Origin of the sequence: Pseudomonas sp. JS425 (genome assembly GCF_018223845.1) — a bacterium.
Lineage (GTDB): Bacteria > Pseudomonadota > Gammaproteobacteria > Pseudomonadales > Pseudomonadaceae > Aquipseudomonas > Aquipseudomonas asiatica.
In genome coordinates this window covers 444259-459466 of the sequence record NZ_CP073661.1, presented here as the reverse complement: position 1 = coordinate 459466, position 15208 = coordinate 444259, and the positions used below count along the sequence as shown (strand labels likewise).

The 15208-nt window shown below is 63.4% G+C and carries 12 protein-coding genes; 4 read left to right on the top strand and 8 right to left on the bottom strand.

Features of this window, described 5'->3' with window-relative positions; genetic code table 11:
• Positions 1 to 56 precede the first annotated feature (56 nt).
• Positions 57 to 1010: an IS110 family transposase gene (locus KDB76_RS02010; protein ID WP_013970314.1), complete on the bottom strand. Its 954-nt coding sequence runs from the start codon at positions 1008 to 1010 to the stop codon at positions 57 to 59.
• Positions 1011 to 1355: 345 nt separating this feature from the next.
• Here KDB76_RS02010 and KDB76_RS02005 point away from each other — a divergent pair, with 345 nt between their 5' ends.
• The 4 genes from KDB76_RS02005 (at position 1356) to KDB76_RS01990 (ending at position 8113) form a co-directional block, all read left to right on the top strand.
• Entirely contained in the window at positions 1356 to 3791 is a 2436-nt protein-coding gene (locus KDB76_RS02005; RefSeq protein ID WP_024086127.1) for a TonB-dependent siderophore receptor, read from the top strand.
• 141 nt (positions 3792 to 3932) lie between these two features.
• A complete protein-coding gene (locus KDB76_RS02000; protein ID WP_024086126.1) occupies positions 3933 to 5045 on the top strand; it encodes a PepSY-associated TM helix domain-containing protein in 1113 nt (370 codons plus the stop codon).
• A complete protein-coding gene (locus tag KDB76_RS01995; RefSeq protein WP_003258635.1) occupies positions 5042 to 5227 on the top strand; it encodes a hypothetical protein in 186 nt (61 codons plus the stop codon). Before KDB76_RS02000 ends, KDB76_RS01995 begins: the two co-directional genes overlap by 4 nt.
• A gap of 66 nt (positions 5228 to 5293) precedes the next feature.
• Positions 5294 to 8113, top strand: coding sequence for a DUF6543 domain-containing protein (locus KDB76_RS01990; RefSeq protein ID WP_024086125.1), 2820 nt, complete (start codon positions 5294 to 5296; stop codon positions 8111 to 8113).
• Here the strand turns inward: KDB76_RS01990 and KDB76_RS01985 are convergent.
• From KDB76_RS01985 to waaF, 7 genes are read right to left on the bottom strand one after another with little or no spacing between them, the layout of a single operon-like run.
• The gene (locus KDB76_RS01985) at positions 8074 to 9516 is read right to left on the bottom strand and encodes a lipopolysaccharide kinase InaA family protein (protein WP_038408566.1); all 1443 of its coding nucleotides are present in this window, start codon (positions 9514 to 9516) and stop codon (positions 8074 to 8076) included. The genes KDB76_RS01990 and KDB76_RS01985 overlap by 40 nt on opposite strands.
• Positions 9516 to 10268 (bottom strand): lipopolysaccharide kinase InaA family protein, encoded by a 753-nt coding sequence (locus tag KDB76_RS01980; RefSeq protein WP_038408564.1) that lies wholly within the window; start codon positions 10266 to 10268, stop codon positions 9516 to 9518. Before KDB76_RS01980 ends, KDB76_RS01985 begins: the two co-directional genes overlap by 1 nt.
• Positions 10265 to 10999 (bottom strand): lipopolysaccharide kinase InaA family protein, encoded by a 735-nt coding sequence (locus KDB76_RS01975; protein ID WP_013970540.1) that lies wholly within the window; start codon positions 10997 to 10999, stop codon positions 10265 to 10267. Before KDB76_RS01975 ends, KDB76_RS01980 begins: the two co-directional genes overlap by 4 nt.
• Positions 10999 to 11805, bottom strand: a complete 807-nt coding sequence (gene rfaP, locus KDB76_RS01970) for a lipopolysaccharide core heptose(I) kinase RfaP (protein WP_013970539.1) — start codon at positions 11803 to 11805, stop codon at positions 10999 to 11001. Before rfaP ends, KDB76_RS01975 begins: the two co-directional genes overlap by 1 nt.
• Positions 11802 to 12926 carry a glycosyltransferase family 4 protein gene (locus tag KDB76_RS01965; protein ID WP_013970538.1) on the bottom strand — a complete coding sequence of 375 codons (1125 nt, stop codon included), beginning with the start codon at positions 12924 to 12926 and terminating at the stop codon, positions 11802 to 11804. Before KDB76_RS01965 ends, rfaP begins: the two co-directional genes overlap by 4 nt.
• On the bottom strand, positions 12926 to 13984 hold the full coding sequence (gene waaC / locus KDB76_RS01960) for a lipopolysaccharide heptosyltransferase I (RefSeq protein ID WP_024086122.1): 1059 nt from the start codon (positions 13982 to 13984) through the stop codon (positions 12926 to 12928). The genes KDB76_RS01965 and waaC overlap by 1 nt, the downstream gene beginning before the upstream one ends.
• Positions 13985 to 15034: a lipopolysaccharide heptosyltransferase II gene (gene waaF, locus KDB76_RS01955; protein ID WP_013970536.1), complete on the bottom strand. Its 1050-nt coding sequence runs from the start codon at positions 15032 to 15034 to the stop codon at positions 13985 to 13987.
• Between the last annotated feature and the right edge of the window lie 174 nt (positions 15035 to 15208).

The following is a 15208-nucleotide window of genomic DNA, read 5'->3' as shown; positions in this document are numbered from 1 at the left end:
ACAGGGTTGCACCAGCCTCAAAGCCCCCGCGATCCCTGTGGGAGATTCTATGGTTTTCAGCAAGCCAGTTTCGCGCCTTTAGTGACGTATTCGTCCTGATTTTTCATCAGGGCGAATGCCACCCGCGCGAGCTTTCTTGCCAGGATTACCAACGCTTGGGTTGTTGCTTTACCACTGCTCCGATGCTGTTCGTAAAGCCCTTTCCAGGCTGCCGATCTGCTGGCCGCCATCGCAGCGTTGTGCAATAAGCGACGAATTTCTGAACAACCTCGCTTGGTGAGGCGACGTCGCCCATTCTTCTGTCCGGAATCACTGACTCGTAAATCCATTCCTAGGAATGCAATGTACGAGTCACTGCTTTTGAACTCGCCCCTTGTAAAAGCCATCACCAATGCTGCGGCGGTGAGAAAACCAATGCCCTCTACTGCCTGGCAGCGAGCGACTTGTTCCTGCAGCCCAGCGTCTCGCAGTACTTCTTTAATCTTCTTTTGAATCAACTGATCCAGCCGATCTATCGACTTCACAAAAGTTTCGAAGGCGGCTTTCAAAAGGCTTTCGTTAGCCCAGCTCTGAGTCATTGCAGTACGAGCAGTCACCAAGGCGGCTCTGCGTCGCAAGAGGCTCTGAAGCTTGCCGTAGACAGCGGGAGGCGGGCTCCAAGGGCGAAGGTCCTCGCCTTCATTTTTTAAAAAACGGGACAGCAACCGAGCATCGGAGGGGTCGGTTTTAACCCGTCCCCCAACACTCTTCCGGTAGTTGCTCAATTGAAAACCATCGATGACATAGACCTCGAAGCCTAGGCTGTGGGCCAATTCAACCAGGTCCAAGTGATAGACGTTGGTCGCCTCAACAGCGATAGCGGTGTTGAGGGGTTGTTGCTTGAGCCACCTTCTGATCTCGAGTTTGGAGTTTTTGAGCCTGATGATCTCGTCGCGATCATCGTGGTGGATAACCAGCTCAGCTTTCGCGACATCCGCACCCACGATCAACTTACCTACCTGCATTGCCATGGGCCGCTCCTCACGTTATGGTTTTTCGGCTTGAAGGGGTTTCACCAAGAGGCGCTGGCTTGTTTCTATCGTCGCTTGCAAACGATGCATTCTTTATCGGCGCTTTGGTGGAAGGGGTGGGGCGATGTCTCCCACGGTCTGTACTGCTGTGAACAGTCAGAATCGGGCATTTAGTCCCACCACCCCTTCAAGTCTAACCATACAAGCGGGCAAGCCCGCGAAAGGGGCGGTACAGGCGAAAACCAACTTCAAATAATTCTCAATTTTTTTCAGATTCGCCCTGTCACTTTTCAAATCTCGCTCGGCAAGGAAGCAGAAAGCACTTATCCGTCGAGGAGCCTCTGCATGTCCCGTGCTGTTGATCGTATCCTGCGCCCCAGCCTGATGGCCCTGGCCATCGCCGTGACCGCACCATTGGCCAGCCCTGCCCTGTTCGCCGCCGAGCAATCCGCTCAGCGCGCCTACGACCTGACCAGCGCCCCGCTGGCCACCACTCTCAACCAGATCGCCAGCCAGGCCGGCATCACCCTGGCCATCGACCCGGCATTGGTAAGCGGCCGCACCTCGGCCCCAGTGAGCGGGCAGTACGATGGCCTTGGTGCCCTGCAGGCCGCCCTGCGCGGCACCGGCCTGCAACTGCAGCAAAGCAGCGTGGGCAGCTACAGCCTGGTGGCTACGCCGGAAGGGACACTGGCGTTGCCGGAGACTGCGATCAATGCGACTTCCAGCTATGAAAGCGCCTGGGGACCGGTAGAGGGTTACACCGCGACCCGGACAGCAGCTGGCACCAAGACCGACACCGCCATCGCCGAACTTCCCCGCTCGGTAAGCGTGATCACCCGCCAGCAGATGGAAGACCGGCCGGTGCTCAGCCTGAACGACGCCCTTCGCTACACCGCTGGCGTGCAGAGCAGCGGCTATGGATCCGACTCGCGCAGTGACTGGTTGCTGGTACGGGGTTTTGTGCCTACCCAGTTCCTCGATGGCCTGCCATTGCCCAAGGGCAACTACGCCACCCCCAAGATCGAGCCCTGGAACCTGGAGCGCATCGCCGTGCTGCGTGGCCCTGCCTCTTCGGTCTACGGCCAGACTCCACCAGGCGGCCTGCTGGACATGACCAGTCGTCGGCCGCAATTGGAAAGCAGCCACGAAGTCGAAGCCCAGGTTGGCAGCAACAACCACAAGCAGATCAACTTCGACAGCACTGGCAAGCTCGACGATGCAGGCCAGTTCCTGTACCGAGTGAGCGGCACCGTGCGTGACAGCGGTTCGCCGGTAGACCACATCCCGGACAAACGCTACAACATCGCGCCCAGCCTGACCTGGAACATCAACGACGACACCAAGCTGACTTTCATCAGCCAATACACCCGCGATGACACCGGCATCACCGGCCAGTTCCTGCCACTGCAAGGCACCAAGCTGGATAGCCCCGCAGGCAAGATTTCGCACCACAAGAACCTGGGCGACCCGGATTGGGAGTCCTACGACCGCACCTACTACCACCTGGGCTATGCGTTCGAGACCCGCCTGAACGATACCTGGCAGTTCCGTCAGAACCTGCGCTACGCGCGTAACGAACTGGACTTCAAGGGCATTACCGCCGGTGGTTCGATCTGGCCAGCCGGCCCGGACGAAGCTGTCAGCGCCGATGGCACCGTGCAACGCACCGCCGGTATCGTCGAGGAGGACATCTCACAGTTCGCCTTGGACAACAACTTCCAGGCCGACTTCCAGACCGGGCAGGTTGCCCATACCCTGCTGCTGGGGCTCGACCACCAGCGCTCGGACAGCAATGCCCGCTGGCGCTGGGGCTCGGCGGGTGTGCCACCGAGCAATATCCACAACCCCATCTACGGTCAGGATTTCTCGAACGTTCAGTACTTCGACATGTACGACTACGACCAGAAAACCCAGCAGACCGGCCTGTATATCCAGGACCAGATGGCGTTGGACAACTGGCGCCTGACCCTTGGTGGCCGTGAGGACTGGGTGCACACCGGCACCACCTTCCACAATCAAGGCGACGCAACCAACACCCAACGCGACAAGAAGTTCAGTGGTAACGCAGCTCTCAGCTATGTATTCGATAACGGCCTGACGCCTTACATCTCCTATGCCGAGTCGTTCCAGGCTGCCACCGGTTCCACCGTCAACAGCACCGATGCCTTCGAACCGACCGAAGGCAAGCAATACGAACTGGGCATCAAGTACCAGCCTCCAGGCAGCAATAGCCTGTTCACCGCTGCTGTGTTCGACCTGACACAGGAGAACATGTCGGTGACCGAGGGTGGTGTCACCCGCCAGGTAGGCGAAGTGCGCGTAAAAGGCCTGGAGTTGGAGGCTACCTCGGATGTGACCGAGAACCTCAAACTGGTGGGCTCGTACACCTACAACGACAGCGAAATCATCAAAGGCACCAGTGACGAGAAAGGCAAGCGCATGGCGCAGGTGCCGCGCAACCAGGCTACTGCCTGGGCTGACTACACCTGGCACAGCGGACCACTGGATGGGTTCGGGGTCGGCGTTGGCGTGCGCTACGTGGGCGACACCTACGGTAATACCACTAACACCGATTGGGGGCATGTGGGGTCCTACACCGTGTACGACGCTTCGGTGCACTACGACCTGGGCCGCCTGAACAGCACCCTCAAGGGGGTGACCGTAGCCGTGGATGCGAAGAACCTGTTCAACAAGGACTACTTGTCTACCTGTGACGGGTACTACTGCTACTACGGCGACGAGCGCAACGTCGTAGCCAGTGTCAATTACAAGTTCTGAGTGAACGGGGGCCGCTTTGCGGCCCTTTCGCGACACAAGGCCGCTCCTACAGGAAAACGTGCTCCCCTGTAGGAGCGGCCTTGTGTCGCGAAAGGGCTGCGCAGCAGCCCCAGCTTCCAACAGGCAAAAATCGGTACCGTGATGAAAAGCCCAACCATCCGCCGCTGGTCGGTGATCCACACCTGGAGCAGCCTGGTCTGCACCCTGTTCCTGCTGTTGCTGGCAGTCACCGGCCTGCCGCTGATCTTCCACCACGAGCTCGAACACCTGCTCGGCGACGCCCCAGAACTGCGTGAAATGCCAGCCGATACACCACATCTGGACCTGCAGCAGTTGGTGATCAAGGCCGAGCAGCACCGCCCCGGCGAGGTCATGCAGTACTTCGGCTACGACGAGGACGAAGCCAACGGCGTAGTGGCCATAACCGCCGTCACCGCCGGCACCGAACCCAATTCGTCGCACACCTTCATGCTCGACGCCCGCACCGGTGAAGCCGTGGCCATGCCGGCCGCCAACGGCGGCTTCATGATGACCATGCTGCGCCTGCACGTGGACATGTTCGCCGGCCTGCCCGGCAAGCTGCTGCTGGCCTTCATGGGCGTGCTGTTCGTCGTGGCGATCATCTCCGGCACCGTGCTCTATGCACCGTTCATGCGCCGCCTGGACTTCGGCACGGTGCGCCACGGCAAATCCCGTCGCCTGCGCTGGCTCGACCTGCACAACCTGATCGGTGTGGTCACCTTGGCATGGGCACTGACGGTAGGCGTGACCGGTGTCATCAGCGCGCTGTCGGACCTGGTCATCGCCGCCTGGCGCAACGACAGCCTGGCCGCCATGGTTGCCCCGTACCGTGATGCCCCACCGCTCACCGAACGCGCCCCGGCAACTCACCTGCTGACCATCGCCGAACAGGCCGCCCCCGGCATGCGCCCGGACTTCATCGCCTTCCCCGGCACACGCTTTTCCAGTGAGCACCACTATGCGGTGTTCATGAAGGGCGCCACGCACCTGACCTCGCACCTGCTCACGCCCGTGCTGATCGATGCGCGAACACTGGCAGTGACCGCCGTCGGCGAACGCCCCTGGTACATGGATGCCATGGGCCTGTCGCAACCACTGCACTTCGGCGACTACGGCGGCCGGCCAATGCAAATCCTGTGGGCGCTACTCGATGTGCTGACCATCATCGTCCTCGGCAGCGGCTTGTACCTGTGGTGGGGCAAACAACGCACGAAGCGGGAGGCGCGGGCATGAGCCACAAGTCACAGCCGACCTGGCGCATCTTCATCTGGCCGATGGTCGTGGCCCTGCTCACTGCCGTGGGGCTATTTGCCGCCTTGCTGGGGGACGGGGTCTGGGACAGCCTGGCCTGGCTCGGCCTGGGGCTGTCGGCGGCTCTTGGCCTGCAAGGTTTCTACCCTCGTCCACGGCAGTAGCCGGGTAATACCCGCACCCTCTTTTGCCGCGACATGGTTGGCTGCCATTTTCCAAGGAGCCTTACCATGACACCTTTGCAGCGCCTCGAAGCGCTCGATCAACAACTGATCGCCCTTGAGCAAGGCAAACCCGAACTGGCGGGCGAAACGGAGCCGGCCGCCATGCGTCAGCGTTTTTTCGGTGACCTGGCAGCGTTCTGGAACGACCCTGTCGAAGCAGGCCACAGCCGCGCCCGACAACTGCGCGAACTGCGTCATGAGCAACTTCTGGCCGAGCTGGAACTGCGCCTCGCCGACCAGACCCTGGACTACAGCCACATCAGCCTGCTGCGCACCTCCCTGGAGCTGCCGCTACCCTGGCAACGCAACCACCTGCCAGACTCCCACCGGGCCCAGGTTTATCGGCCGGTATTCAATCGTTCAAGCCCCCATGGCCGGTTGCCGTTACCCGGCGTGCTGGTACTGTTGGCAGAAGCACCGGAAGGGGCCGTTGCCGAGCCTGCAACAGCCACAGGCCAGGCACTGCTGTGCAGCGTTTCTCATGGCGTTGAAGGCTTCGCCAACCTGGCCGAACTGCATAGGGAGCTGTGCGAGCGCCTGGACGACCCCATGCAAAGCCGGCCAATGCTGCAATTGCTACCCCGCCTGCAGGACCAGCAACTGGTCCGGGGTGCCGACCGGCTGCGCTACGAGTGGTTTACCGGCGACCTGGTCGAACAACAGGCCACTGACGTGATCGACGCGCAGCATCAACGGCTTACCATCGCCTGGCACGCCGCCTGGGCGCTTGACCAGAACCCGAATCTACCGGCACTGAAAAGCACCCTGGCCAAACAGCAGTCACTGACCGATCTCATGGGCAGCCAATATGCGTTGTCCACCCGTTATGCGCTGCTGCTGGAAAAACACCTGCCCGCCTGGCTGCGCCAGAGCTCCACGCAAAGCCTGACGCACATCATGCAAACGATCCAAGAGCTCGCCGGGGCCATCACCCAGGCTGCTGCACCCGGCCTTTTGACCCTGGAGGCGTTCGGCAATCGCCACCACCTGCTGGCATGGGTGCGCGAACGCCTTGGCAAGGCGCTGCGGCGCGAATTCTCCATCGAATTGCCTGCCGAAAAAGTCTGCATAACCGTCACACTTGCACACCGCACCGGCCCGCTGATCAACCCACTGGCACCTTCGGGTTACGTGGCCGTTGCCAACCGTCGCCATGTCGGTGGCACCATCGAACTGGTAACCACCACCTACCGCCTGGACGAGCTGGCCCTGTTGAACATCGGCTGGTTCGACGTCGATTACTGGCTGACAGCCCGAATACACCACGAAGACGGTTCCACGCTGGATTCGATATCCGCAGAAGGGGTAAAGCGCCTGGTGCGCGAGCTTGACGCCGGCAGTGGCTACATCCGCTACCTGCGAACCCACCTGCTGGAGTCTCCAGGTGCGCGCTGGCGCATGCAATGCCACGGCAACATGAACCGCGCCCGCATGCGCGCCGAGGCGGCCAAGGCCCGCTATGCCAGGCACTTTCTGAACGATACCCACGAGCGAGGCTATCGCTGGGTCAAAGCCGTCACCGACCATCCCGACAACAATTGGCGCCCTACCATCGACGAGCATCGTATCGCGGTGCGCCAGCTGATCATCGACGGGCACACGCTGCAAGGGGTACTGCTGCTCAATGCCGAGAGCGACAACCAGCCGTCGCTGGTGCTGTATACGCCGGACGCTCCCGATCGGCGCGCATGGCGTGAATACCCCGATACCCGGGCGCTGCTCAGAACCCTTCGCAGCACGCCTTCCTTGCGAAAGTACCTGATCCAGCGCGCGCCTCTGGCTGATGGCAAGCGGCTCGACAAGTTGGTGCGCAAAGGCCGCCTCGGGCCATATGTGCAAAGGCCAATGATCAACGGCAACCTCTTCGATGCCCTTTACAAGGCCCAGGTCCACGCCATGATCGCCGAGGCCGATACCAACAGCCGCAGCAACCGCGAGCTGCTCGGCGAGTACGGGCTGTCGACGCTGCGCCTGGTTCTCGACATGATCAGCCTCGTGCTACCGGCCCCGACAATGTCAGCCCTGGCCTTCGGCCGTATGTCGATTTCGCTGTGGGACGGCTTCGAAGCCCTGGAAAAAGAGGATTATGCAGCAACCTTCCACCACGCCATGGCCGCTTTGAGCCACAGCGCCGATGGGTTGTCCAGTTTCGCTGGTTCGCCCCTCATGCGCAGGGCGATGCGCGGCCTGCCACCGCAACCTCCGCGCCCACTGCCGAATACCCACGAAGCGGCCGTGGATGTGAGCAAGCTGCGCTACCGGATCGACGGCGTTCATGGCGAGGAAGTGTACGAACAGATCAACAGCGTGCCAGGTCCGGACCGGTACTTCGTCAAGGACAGCCAGGGTCGGTTGTACAACGTCCACTTCGACGGCTATCGCTGGCGGGTACTCGACCCCAGGCAGCCGGATGCCTACGCGCAACTGCCGATCAAACGGCTGCGCAACGGCAATTGGGTGGTCGATTCCATCGTGCTTTGGCACGACGGGTTGCCTGACATAGCCCACCTGTTGGAAGAGGTACGCCTGCAACAACCATTAGCGGGCGAACCGGTGGCAGGGGACGCCGACCTGCACGACGCTGGGGGGCAACTCTATTTGCAGTTGGGTAACCATCAGTTGCCGGTTCGACGGCACCTGCTTGCCGGGCAATACCATTTGCTGCTGCCCGAGAAGGCACTGGGCGCAGTCCACGCCTGGGCAGTATTGCGCCAACAGGGCGGCCAATGGCGCATTCGCGTGCGCCAGCCAGGCCGCAGCAGCGACTGGCTGGCACTGCCGGCGGATTACTCGGCCAGCTTGGGCAGCAACCCGTCCAGCCGCTGATGCAAGGCACTGCCACTCGGCCAGTTGCGCAGCAGCCGCGCCCGATCACGGGCGTAGGCCGGGGCGAAGCTGAGCTGGGTGGCGTGCTGGCACATGGCGTCGAGGTCGATCAGCGACCATTGGCCGTTGTGCCAGAACAGGTTGTGGCCCTTGAAGTCACCATGGCTGATACGCTCGCGAATCAGCTGCTGCATCACATGCACCAGGGCATCCACCTGCTCCTCGGGCGCATCGCCGTTATCCACGTAGGGCGCGAAGCATTCGGCCAGGTCTGGGCCATCGATATACTCGGTGACCAGGTAGGCACGGCTTCGCAGCCCCATCACCCGTTGCTCCAGCACCGCCAGTGGACGCGGCGTGGCAATGTCGAGGAATTCCAGGCGATGGCCTTCGATCCAGGAATGCCAGGCCCGGCTCGGGCGCCAGAAGCGCTTGAACCAGTGCGCGGTGTTCTTGATGTTGTAGCGCTTGAGCACCAGCGTGCGGCCGTCAACCTCGATGCGCGCCACACTGGCCGCACCACCGGTCTTGTACAGGTGACCCTGGTCGATCAACGCGTCGGCCTGCTCCAGTACCGGCAGCATGGCTTCGACCTCGTCGCGGCGGATTGCCCGCAAGCCCGAAAGGCTGCGCTCGACACTGAACAGGCTGCATTCACGACCAGCCTTTTCCAGGTAATCCTTCTGGCGCCAGCTGCGCACCTTGTCCACCTGCTTCTGCAAGGCTTCCAGCGGCAGCGCATGCTCGGCGTTGGCCAGCAGGTAGTGCACCAGCAGTTCTTCGATGAAAGGCTCCAGGCGCTTGGGGAGCTGAGCGAAGAACACCCCCAGGTTTTCCAGCACACGCGGGCGTGACAGCTGCTGGCCAGGCGTTTCGGCCTTGATGCCGGCGCCGTCGATCAGGTACAGCTTGCCGCCGTGGCGCAGCAGGTTGTCCAGGTGCAGGTCTTCCTGCCACAGGCCCCGGGCGTGCATGTGCGCCACTGCAGTGAGCGCCTCGCCCAGCACCAGGTGCTGCTCGTCGGCCAGTACCGGCAAGCTCTCCACTGCCGCCCAGGCATCGGCCAGGCTTTCGGCGCCGTCGAGGAATTCGAACAGCAGCCAGCCGCCCTCGCCTTCCTTGAGGCCGTCGGCCAGTAGCTTCGGCGTGGTCAGGCCCTGCTCGGCCAGCAGTTTCACGCCTTGCAGTTCGCGCTGGAAATGCCGTGCAGCGTTACCACCGACCAGCAGCTTGGCCAGCACCGGGGTACCGCGCCACACGCCGGCACCCACATAGCGCTGGCCCGGCAGCACGCGCAGCAGGCTGAGCAATTGCAGGTCGGCCGTGCCGGCGGCATCGGCCAGGGTGATGCTCAGGGGCAACGAGGGGCTGCGCCCGGCCTCTTTCAATTCAGACAAACGCATCAGCGGGCCTCTTTTTCACGACGGCGTTGCATCAGGCGTTGCAGCCAGGTATCGACCAGCGTGCCATCGGCAGGCTGCGCCAGGTAGCTGGCCAGCAAGGTACGTACATCGCGCTCGCCCCAGACCGGTGCGCGGCGCAGCAACGGCTCCAGGTCCTTGAGGCGGTCACGCATGCCGAACAACAGGGGTCGGGTCTTCTCCAGGTCGATCAGTTGCGCGTCCCAGCCTTCGCGGCGCTGACGCAGGAAGATGTGCTTGGGGTAGAAGCAACCATGCACCTGGCCGGCGCTGTGCAGGGTGCGCGCCAGCTGGCCGCAGGCATGCAGGACACCATTGCGTTCGGCATCGCTCAGTTGTGGCCACCGGGCCAGCAAGCTGTCGAGGTCGGCCCATTCGTCCAGAGCACGAGTCATCAGGATCGCCCGGTGCGTGCCGCCTTTCTTGCGCTCGCCGTAGAACACCGCCTGCAAGGCCGGAATCTGCAGTTTCTGGTAACGGCTGATGTTGCGGAATTCGCGGGCGAAGGTCGGCTCGCCGAATGGCCGGTGCAGGGTACGGGTCAGGTAGTCGCTCTGGCGCTTGAGGTAGTAGCCCTTGCCCTCGAGCTCCAGGCGGTACACGCTGCTCCAGCCACCGCGGCCGGTGTTCGGTTCGTCCACGGCATCCAGTTGCAGCGCCCACAGTGCCTCGAAGTCGTCCAGGCCATGGCGCTTGAGCAGCGCGAGGTCCGCGCTGGCCAGGTAATCGATCATTCCCTTCCCTCGAAAAAGCTCACCACCTGGCGAATGCGCTTCTTGTCACGCACATTCAGCCGGTCGCGGCCACGATATTGCAGGTAGAAACGCAGGCGCTGGGTCGCCGACAGGTGGTATTTGGCCACTTTGTCCAGGCATGCCAGGTCCTTGATCATCCGGTGCCGCCACATGAAGCCGCGCCAGAAATCGCCGGTGGGGCAGTCGATGAAGAATAGCGTGCCCTGGTCGTCGACCAGTAAGTTGCGCCATTTCAGGTCGTTGTGGGCGAAGTGGTGCTGGTGCATGACCCGGGTGTGGCGCGCCAGCTGGCTGCTGACATGCCCGACCCAGGCGCGATCGGCCAGGCGTGCATCGTTACGCTCGGCCAGCGCCGACAAGTCTTCGGTATGCGGCAGTTCGCGGGTGATCATGGCCCCCCGGCCAAAGGCCAGGCCATTGCGCTCCAGGCCCCAGGCCACCACTTCGGCAGTGGGGATGCCCCACTTGTCGAACTGCTTGAGGTTCTGCCATTCGGCCTTGATCCGCGGCCGGCCCAGGTAACGTCGCATGTGCTTGCCGGCCCCGGTGTAGCGCTTGACGTAATAATTGACCCCGTCACGCGTGATACGCACCACCTCACTGAGCGGGTCGCGGGTCAGGCGCTCGCCTTGCAGGGCAAATACCGCTTCCAGGCTGCCGAAGTCCGCCGCCAGGTGTTGGTAGCCTGGCGCCAGTGTCCACCCCGCCATCAGAGTGCATCCCCATAACGTTGCTTGCGGTCATAGAGTTTCTGCGCCTTGCGCTCCAGCCAGGCGAGCAGCGCGGCTTCATCCTTAAGGACCTGCCGCAGCGGGCGCTGGAAGTAACCGCGCAGGAAGCGCAGCTTGTCGCGTTGGGTCAGGCCGATGTCCAGCGCCGAGAAGTACAGCGCGGCCAGGTCCTTGTCGCGCCAGCGGCGGCTGATTTTCGCCCGGGTCTGCGCGCGGTGCAGGTCGATTACCGACAGTTTGAAGTCTTCCGCCGTCACCGGGCGGTCGGTGTGCAGCAGGAAGTGGCAGATGTAGCAGTCGCGGTGGTTGACCCCGGCGCGGTGCATGCCGCCGGTCATCTTCGCCACTTCGGCGATCAGCGCGCGCTTCAGGCGCGGCTCGGGCGGCTGCCTGACCCAGTCGATGCTGAAGTCTTCCAGGCTGATGGTCGGCGCCAGCTCTTCGGTGATGATGAACGAGTGCTGCGCGGCCGGGTTGCTGCCACGCTCGCCATAGGCGACGGCAGTCATGGTCGGCACGCCAACCTGGTGCAGGCGCTGGATGGCCTGCCATTCCTGGCCGGCGCCAAGCACCGGCAGCTTGGCGGTAAGCAGGTTCTTGAAGATCTCGCCCCAGCCGATGCCGCGGTGGATCTTGACGAAAAAGCCCTCGCCAGCGACTTCGGTGCGCAGCGTGCGGCGCCCTTCCAGTTCGCGATAGACCTCGCCTTGCAGCGCCTCCACGGCATCGAAGGCATCACGCCCGGCCCACAGGCGCTTGAACGGTTCGGCCAGTATCAGCTTCATGCGGACTCCTGCCCCAGGATCACGTCGGCGGCATGCTGCGGCATGCTGTACAGATCGGCGGTTTCAGCAAACGCCAGGCCGTTGCGCGACCAGCTGGCGCGGGCCTGCTGGTCTTCGAGCATGCGCTGCAGGTAGCCATTGAGCTGTTCCTGCTCGAACGGCTCGTCCAGCACCAGGCCGCTGTCGGCCTCGGCAATGTAGTGGGCGTAGCCGCACACCTTGGAGACCAGCACCGGCAGGCCGGCCACCAGTGCCTCGAGCAGCACCGTGCCGGTGTTCTCGTTGTACGCCGGGTGGATCAGCAGGTCGGCGCCCAGCAGAAAGCGCGGGATGTCGCTGCGGCCCTTGAGGAACTGCACCTGCTCGCCCAGGCCCAAGGTAGCGCTTTGCAGCTGGAACACCTTGGGGTCATCCTGGCCGATCACCATCAGCCTGGTGCGTTTGCGCAAGGCCGATGGCAGCGCGGCCAGGGCCTTGAGGCTGCGGTCAACGCCCTTGGTCTTGAAGCCTGAACCAATCTGCACCAGCAGCAGGTCGTCATCGCCCAGGTTGAATTCCTTGCGGAACTCGGCGCGGATTTCGCCGGCATTGGCCGGCGCGCGGCGGTCCTGGGAAATGCCCGGCGGCAGCAGGTGGAAACGCTCCACCGGGGTGCCGTAGTGCTTGATGAACAGCGGCTGCTGCACTTCGGAAATCATCAGCACTTCGGTATGGGCGTCCTTGGCGAACACCGCACGTTCGTACTCGGCAAAGTGCCGGTAGCGGCCCCAGCGGCGGTACAGGCCGCCACGCAGGGTCTGCGCCTTGTCCTCGAAGCAGCCGTCGGCGGCGTAGTACACGTCCAGCCCAGGCATCTTGTTGAAGCCGATCAGGCGGTCGACCGGGCGCTTGGCCAGGTCGGCGGCCATCCAGGCGCTGAGCTTCTCGTTGCGGCGGTGGTTGAAAATCGCCTTCACCGGCGCCACCAGCACTTCGAAGCCCGGCGGAATGTCACCCTCCCAGATCAGCGTGTACACACGGATCTGGTGGCCCCGCTTCTGGCATTCCAGGGCAATGCGCATGAAGTCGCGCTGCAGCCCGCCGAAGGGGAAATATTTGTAAAGCACGAAAGCCAGTTGCATCAACGGACATCCTCAGCCAGCAGCAACGCGCTCAAGCGGCTCGCCACATGCTCGGGATTCAGGCGAGTGAAGCACAGCGGCCACTCGCGTTTCAGATCGAACCGGCGCAGGTCGTCGGCGCTCGGTTTGTAGGTGCACTTTTTCTGCAGGCAGGGCGCGCAGGGCCAGTCACTGGCCTGGTGAATCTGGGTCCGTCCGTAGGCGCCGGTCAGGCCCGGGTTGGTCGGGCCGAACAGCGAAATGGTGGGCACATCGAGTGCCGCCGCCAGGTGGCCGAGGCCGGTATCGACCGCCACACAGGCTTTTGCCGCCGCCAACACGCGTGCGACGCCGGCAAGGTTCAATTTGGGGAGTACCTGGCAGTTGTTCAAGCCCTGGGCGATGCGCTCGGCCCGCGCCTTCTCGGCCGGATTGCCCCACGGCAGGCGCACTTCCAGCTTGCGCCGGCCCATGCGCTCGGCCAGTTCGCGCCAGTAGGCTTCGGGCCAGTGCTTGGTCGCCCAGGTGGTACCGTGCAGGAACACCACATAGGGGGCGGCCGGCGGCAGTTGCAGGCGCTCGAGGTCGAGGCCGTAGTTGCCGATGCCTTCCGGCAGGTCGTAGGCCAGGGCCATGGCGAACAGCTGGCGCACCCGCTCCACCGCATGCTGGCCGGTGGCAACCGACAGGCGCCGGTCATAGAAGCGGCTGGCCCAGCCCTCCCGGGCCGAGTAGCGGTCCAGGCCAGCCACAGGCGCCTTCACATAGCGGGTCAGCCAGGCCGACTTGACCAGGCCCTGGGCGTCGATCACCAGGTCGTACTTGCGCTCGCGTACACGCTGCTTGAATGCCTTCCACTCACCGCTCTTGATGGTTTGCCAGAGGTTCTTGCGCCAGCGGCGAATGGCCACCGGGATCACCTGGTCGACCGCCGGGTGCCAGCAGGGGATTTCGGCGAAGCCTTCTTCCACCACCCAGTCGAAACGGATGCCCGGGATGGCCTGGGCGGCATCGGTAAGCGCCGGCAAGGTGTGGATCACATCACCCAGCGACGAAGTCTTGATGATCAGTACCCGCACTTAGTCGACCTCGGCCACGGTATCGATCAGGTCCGGCCCGGTCAGGCTGTGCAGGGCAGCGATGACTTTGCCCGGCTCCAGCAGGCGCAGGCAGTTGTAGTGGCCGAAGCGGCAGGTGCGGTCGAAGCACGGGCTGCACTCGATGCCGGTGCGCACCACTTCCACATGCTCGGCCAGCGGCGGGGTGAAGCCCGGCGAGGTCGAGCCGTACACCGCCACCAGCGGGCGGTTCAGCGCGGCGGCCACGTGCATCAGGCCCGAGTCGTTGGACACCACGGCATGGGCGCAGGACATCAGGTCGATGGCCTCGGCCAGCGAGGTTTCGCCGGCCAGGTTGGACGACTCTTCACGCAAGCCCGGGATCAGCCGATCGCGAATCTGCTCACCGACCGGGTGATCGTTCTTCGAGCCGAACAGCCACACCTGCCAGCCCTGGCGGATCATCGCATCGGCCACGGTGGCGTAGTGCTCGGCCGGCCAGCGCTTGGCCTCGCCGAACTCGGCACCGGGGCACAGCGCCAGCACCGGGCGGTCCAGCTCCAGGCCGAACTTGGCAAGGGCGGCGTCGCGGCTTTGCGCTTCGATCTGAAGGCTGGGGCGCGGGTACGGCTGCGGCAGCTCGGCGCCGGGTGCGTAGGCCAGGGCCATGAAGCGCTCGATCATCAGCGGGTAACGGGCCTTGTCCAGCTTGCGCACGTCGTTGAGCAGGCCGAAGCGCATTTCGCCGCGCCAGCCGGTGCGCTTGGGGATACCGGCAAAGAACGGCACCAGCGCCGACTTCAGCGAGTTGGGCAGCAGGATGGCCTGGTCGTACTGGCCGGCCAAGGACTTGCCGATGCGTCGCCGCGTGGCCAGTTCCAGTGCGCCGTGGCCGAGCGGGAAGCTCAGGGCCTGACGGACCTCGGGCATGCGTTCGAGGATCGGCCGGCTCCACTCGGGGGCCAGCACATCGATCACGCAGTCGGGGTGCTGCTGTTTCAGGCACTGGAACAGGGTCTGCGCCATCACCATGTCGCCGACCCAGCTGGGGCCAATGATCAGTATTCTCATGCTTAGTCCAGAAACGCTCGGGGAGGCTACAGGCTGCGGTACAGCCTGGCCTCCCCTCTTTATATTCAGGCTATGTGGCGGACAGTGTACCACTCAGGCATATCCGCCGCTGATTGCAGACCCTGTGGGAGCGGGTTTACCCGCGAACACCGGCGAAGCCGGTGCCAGGCACCG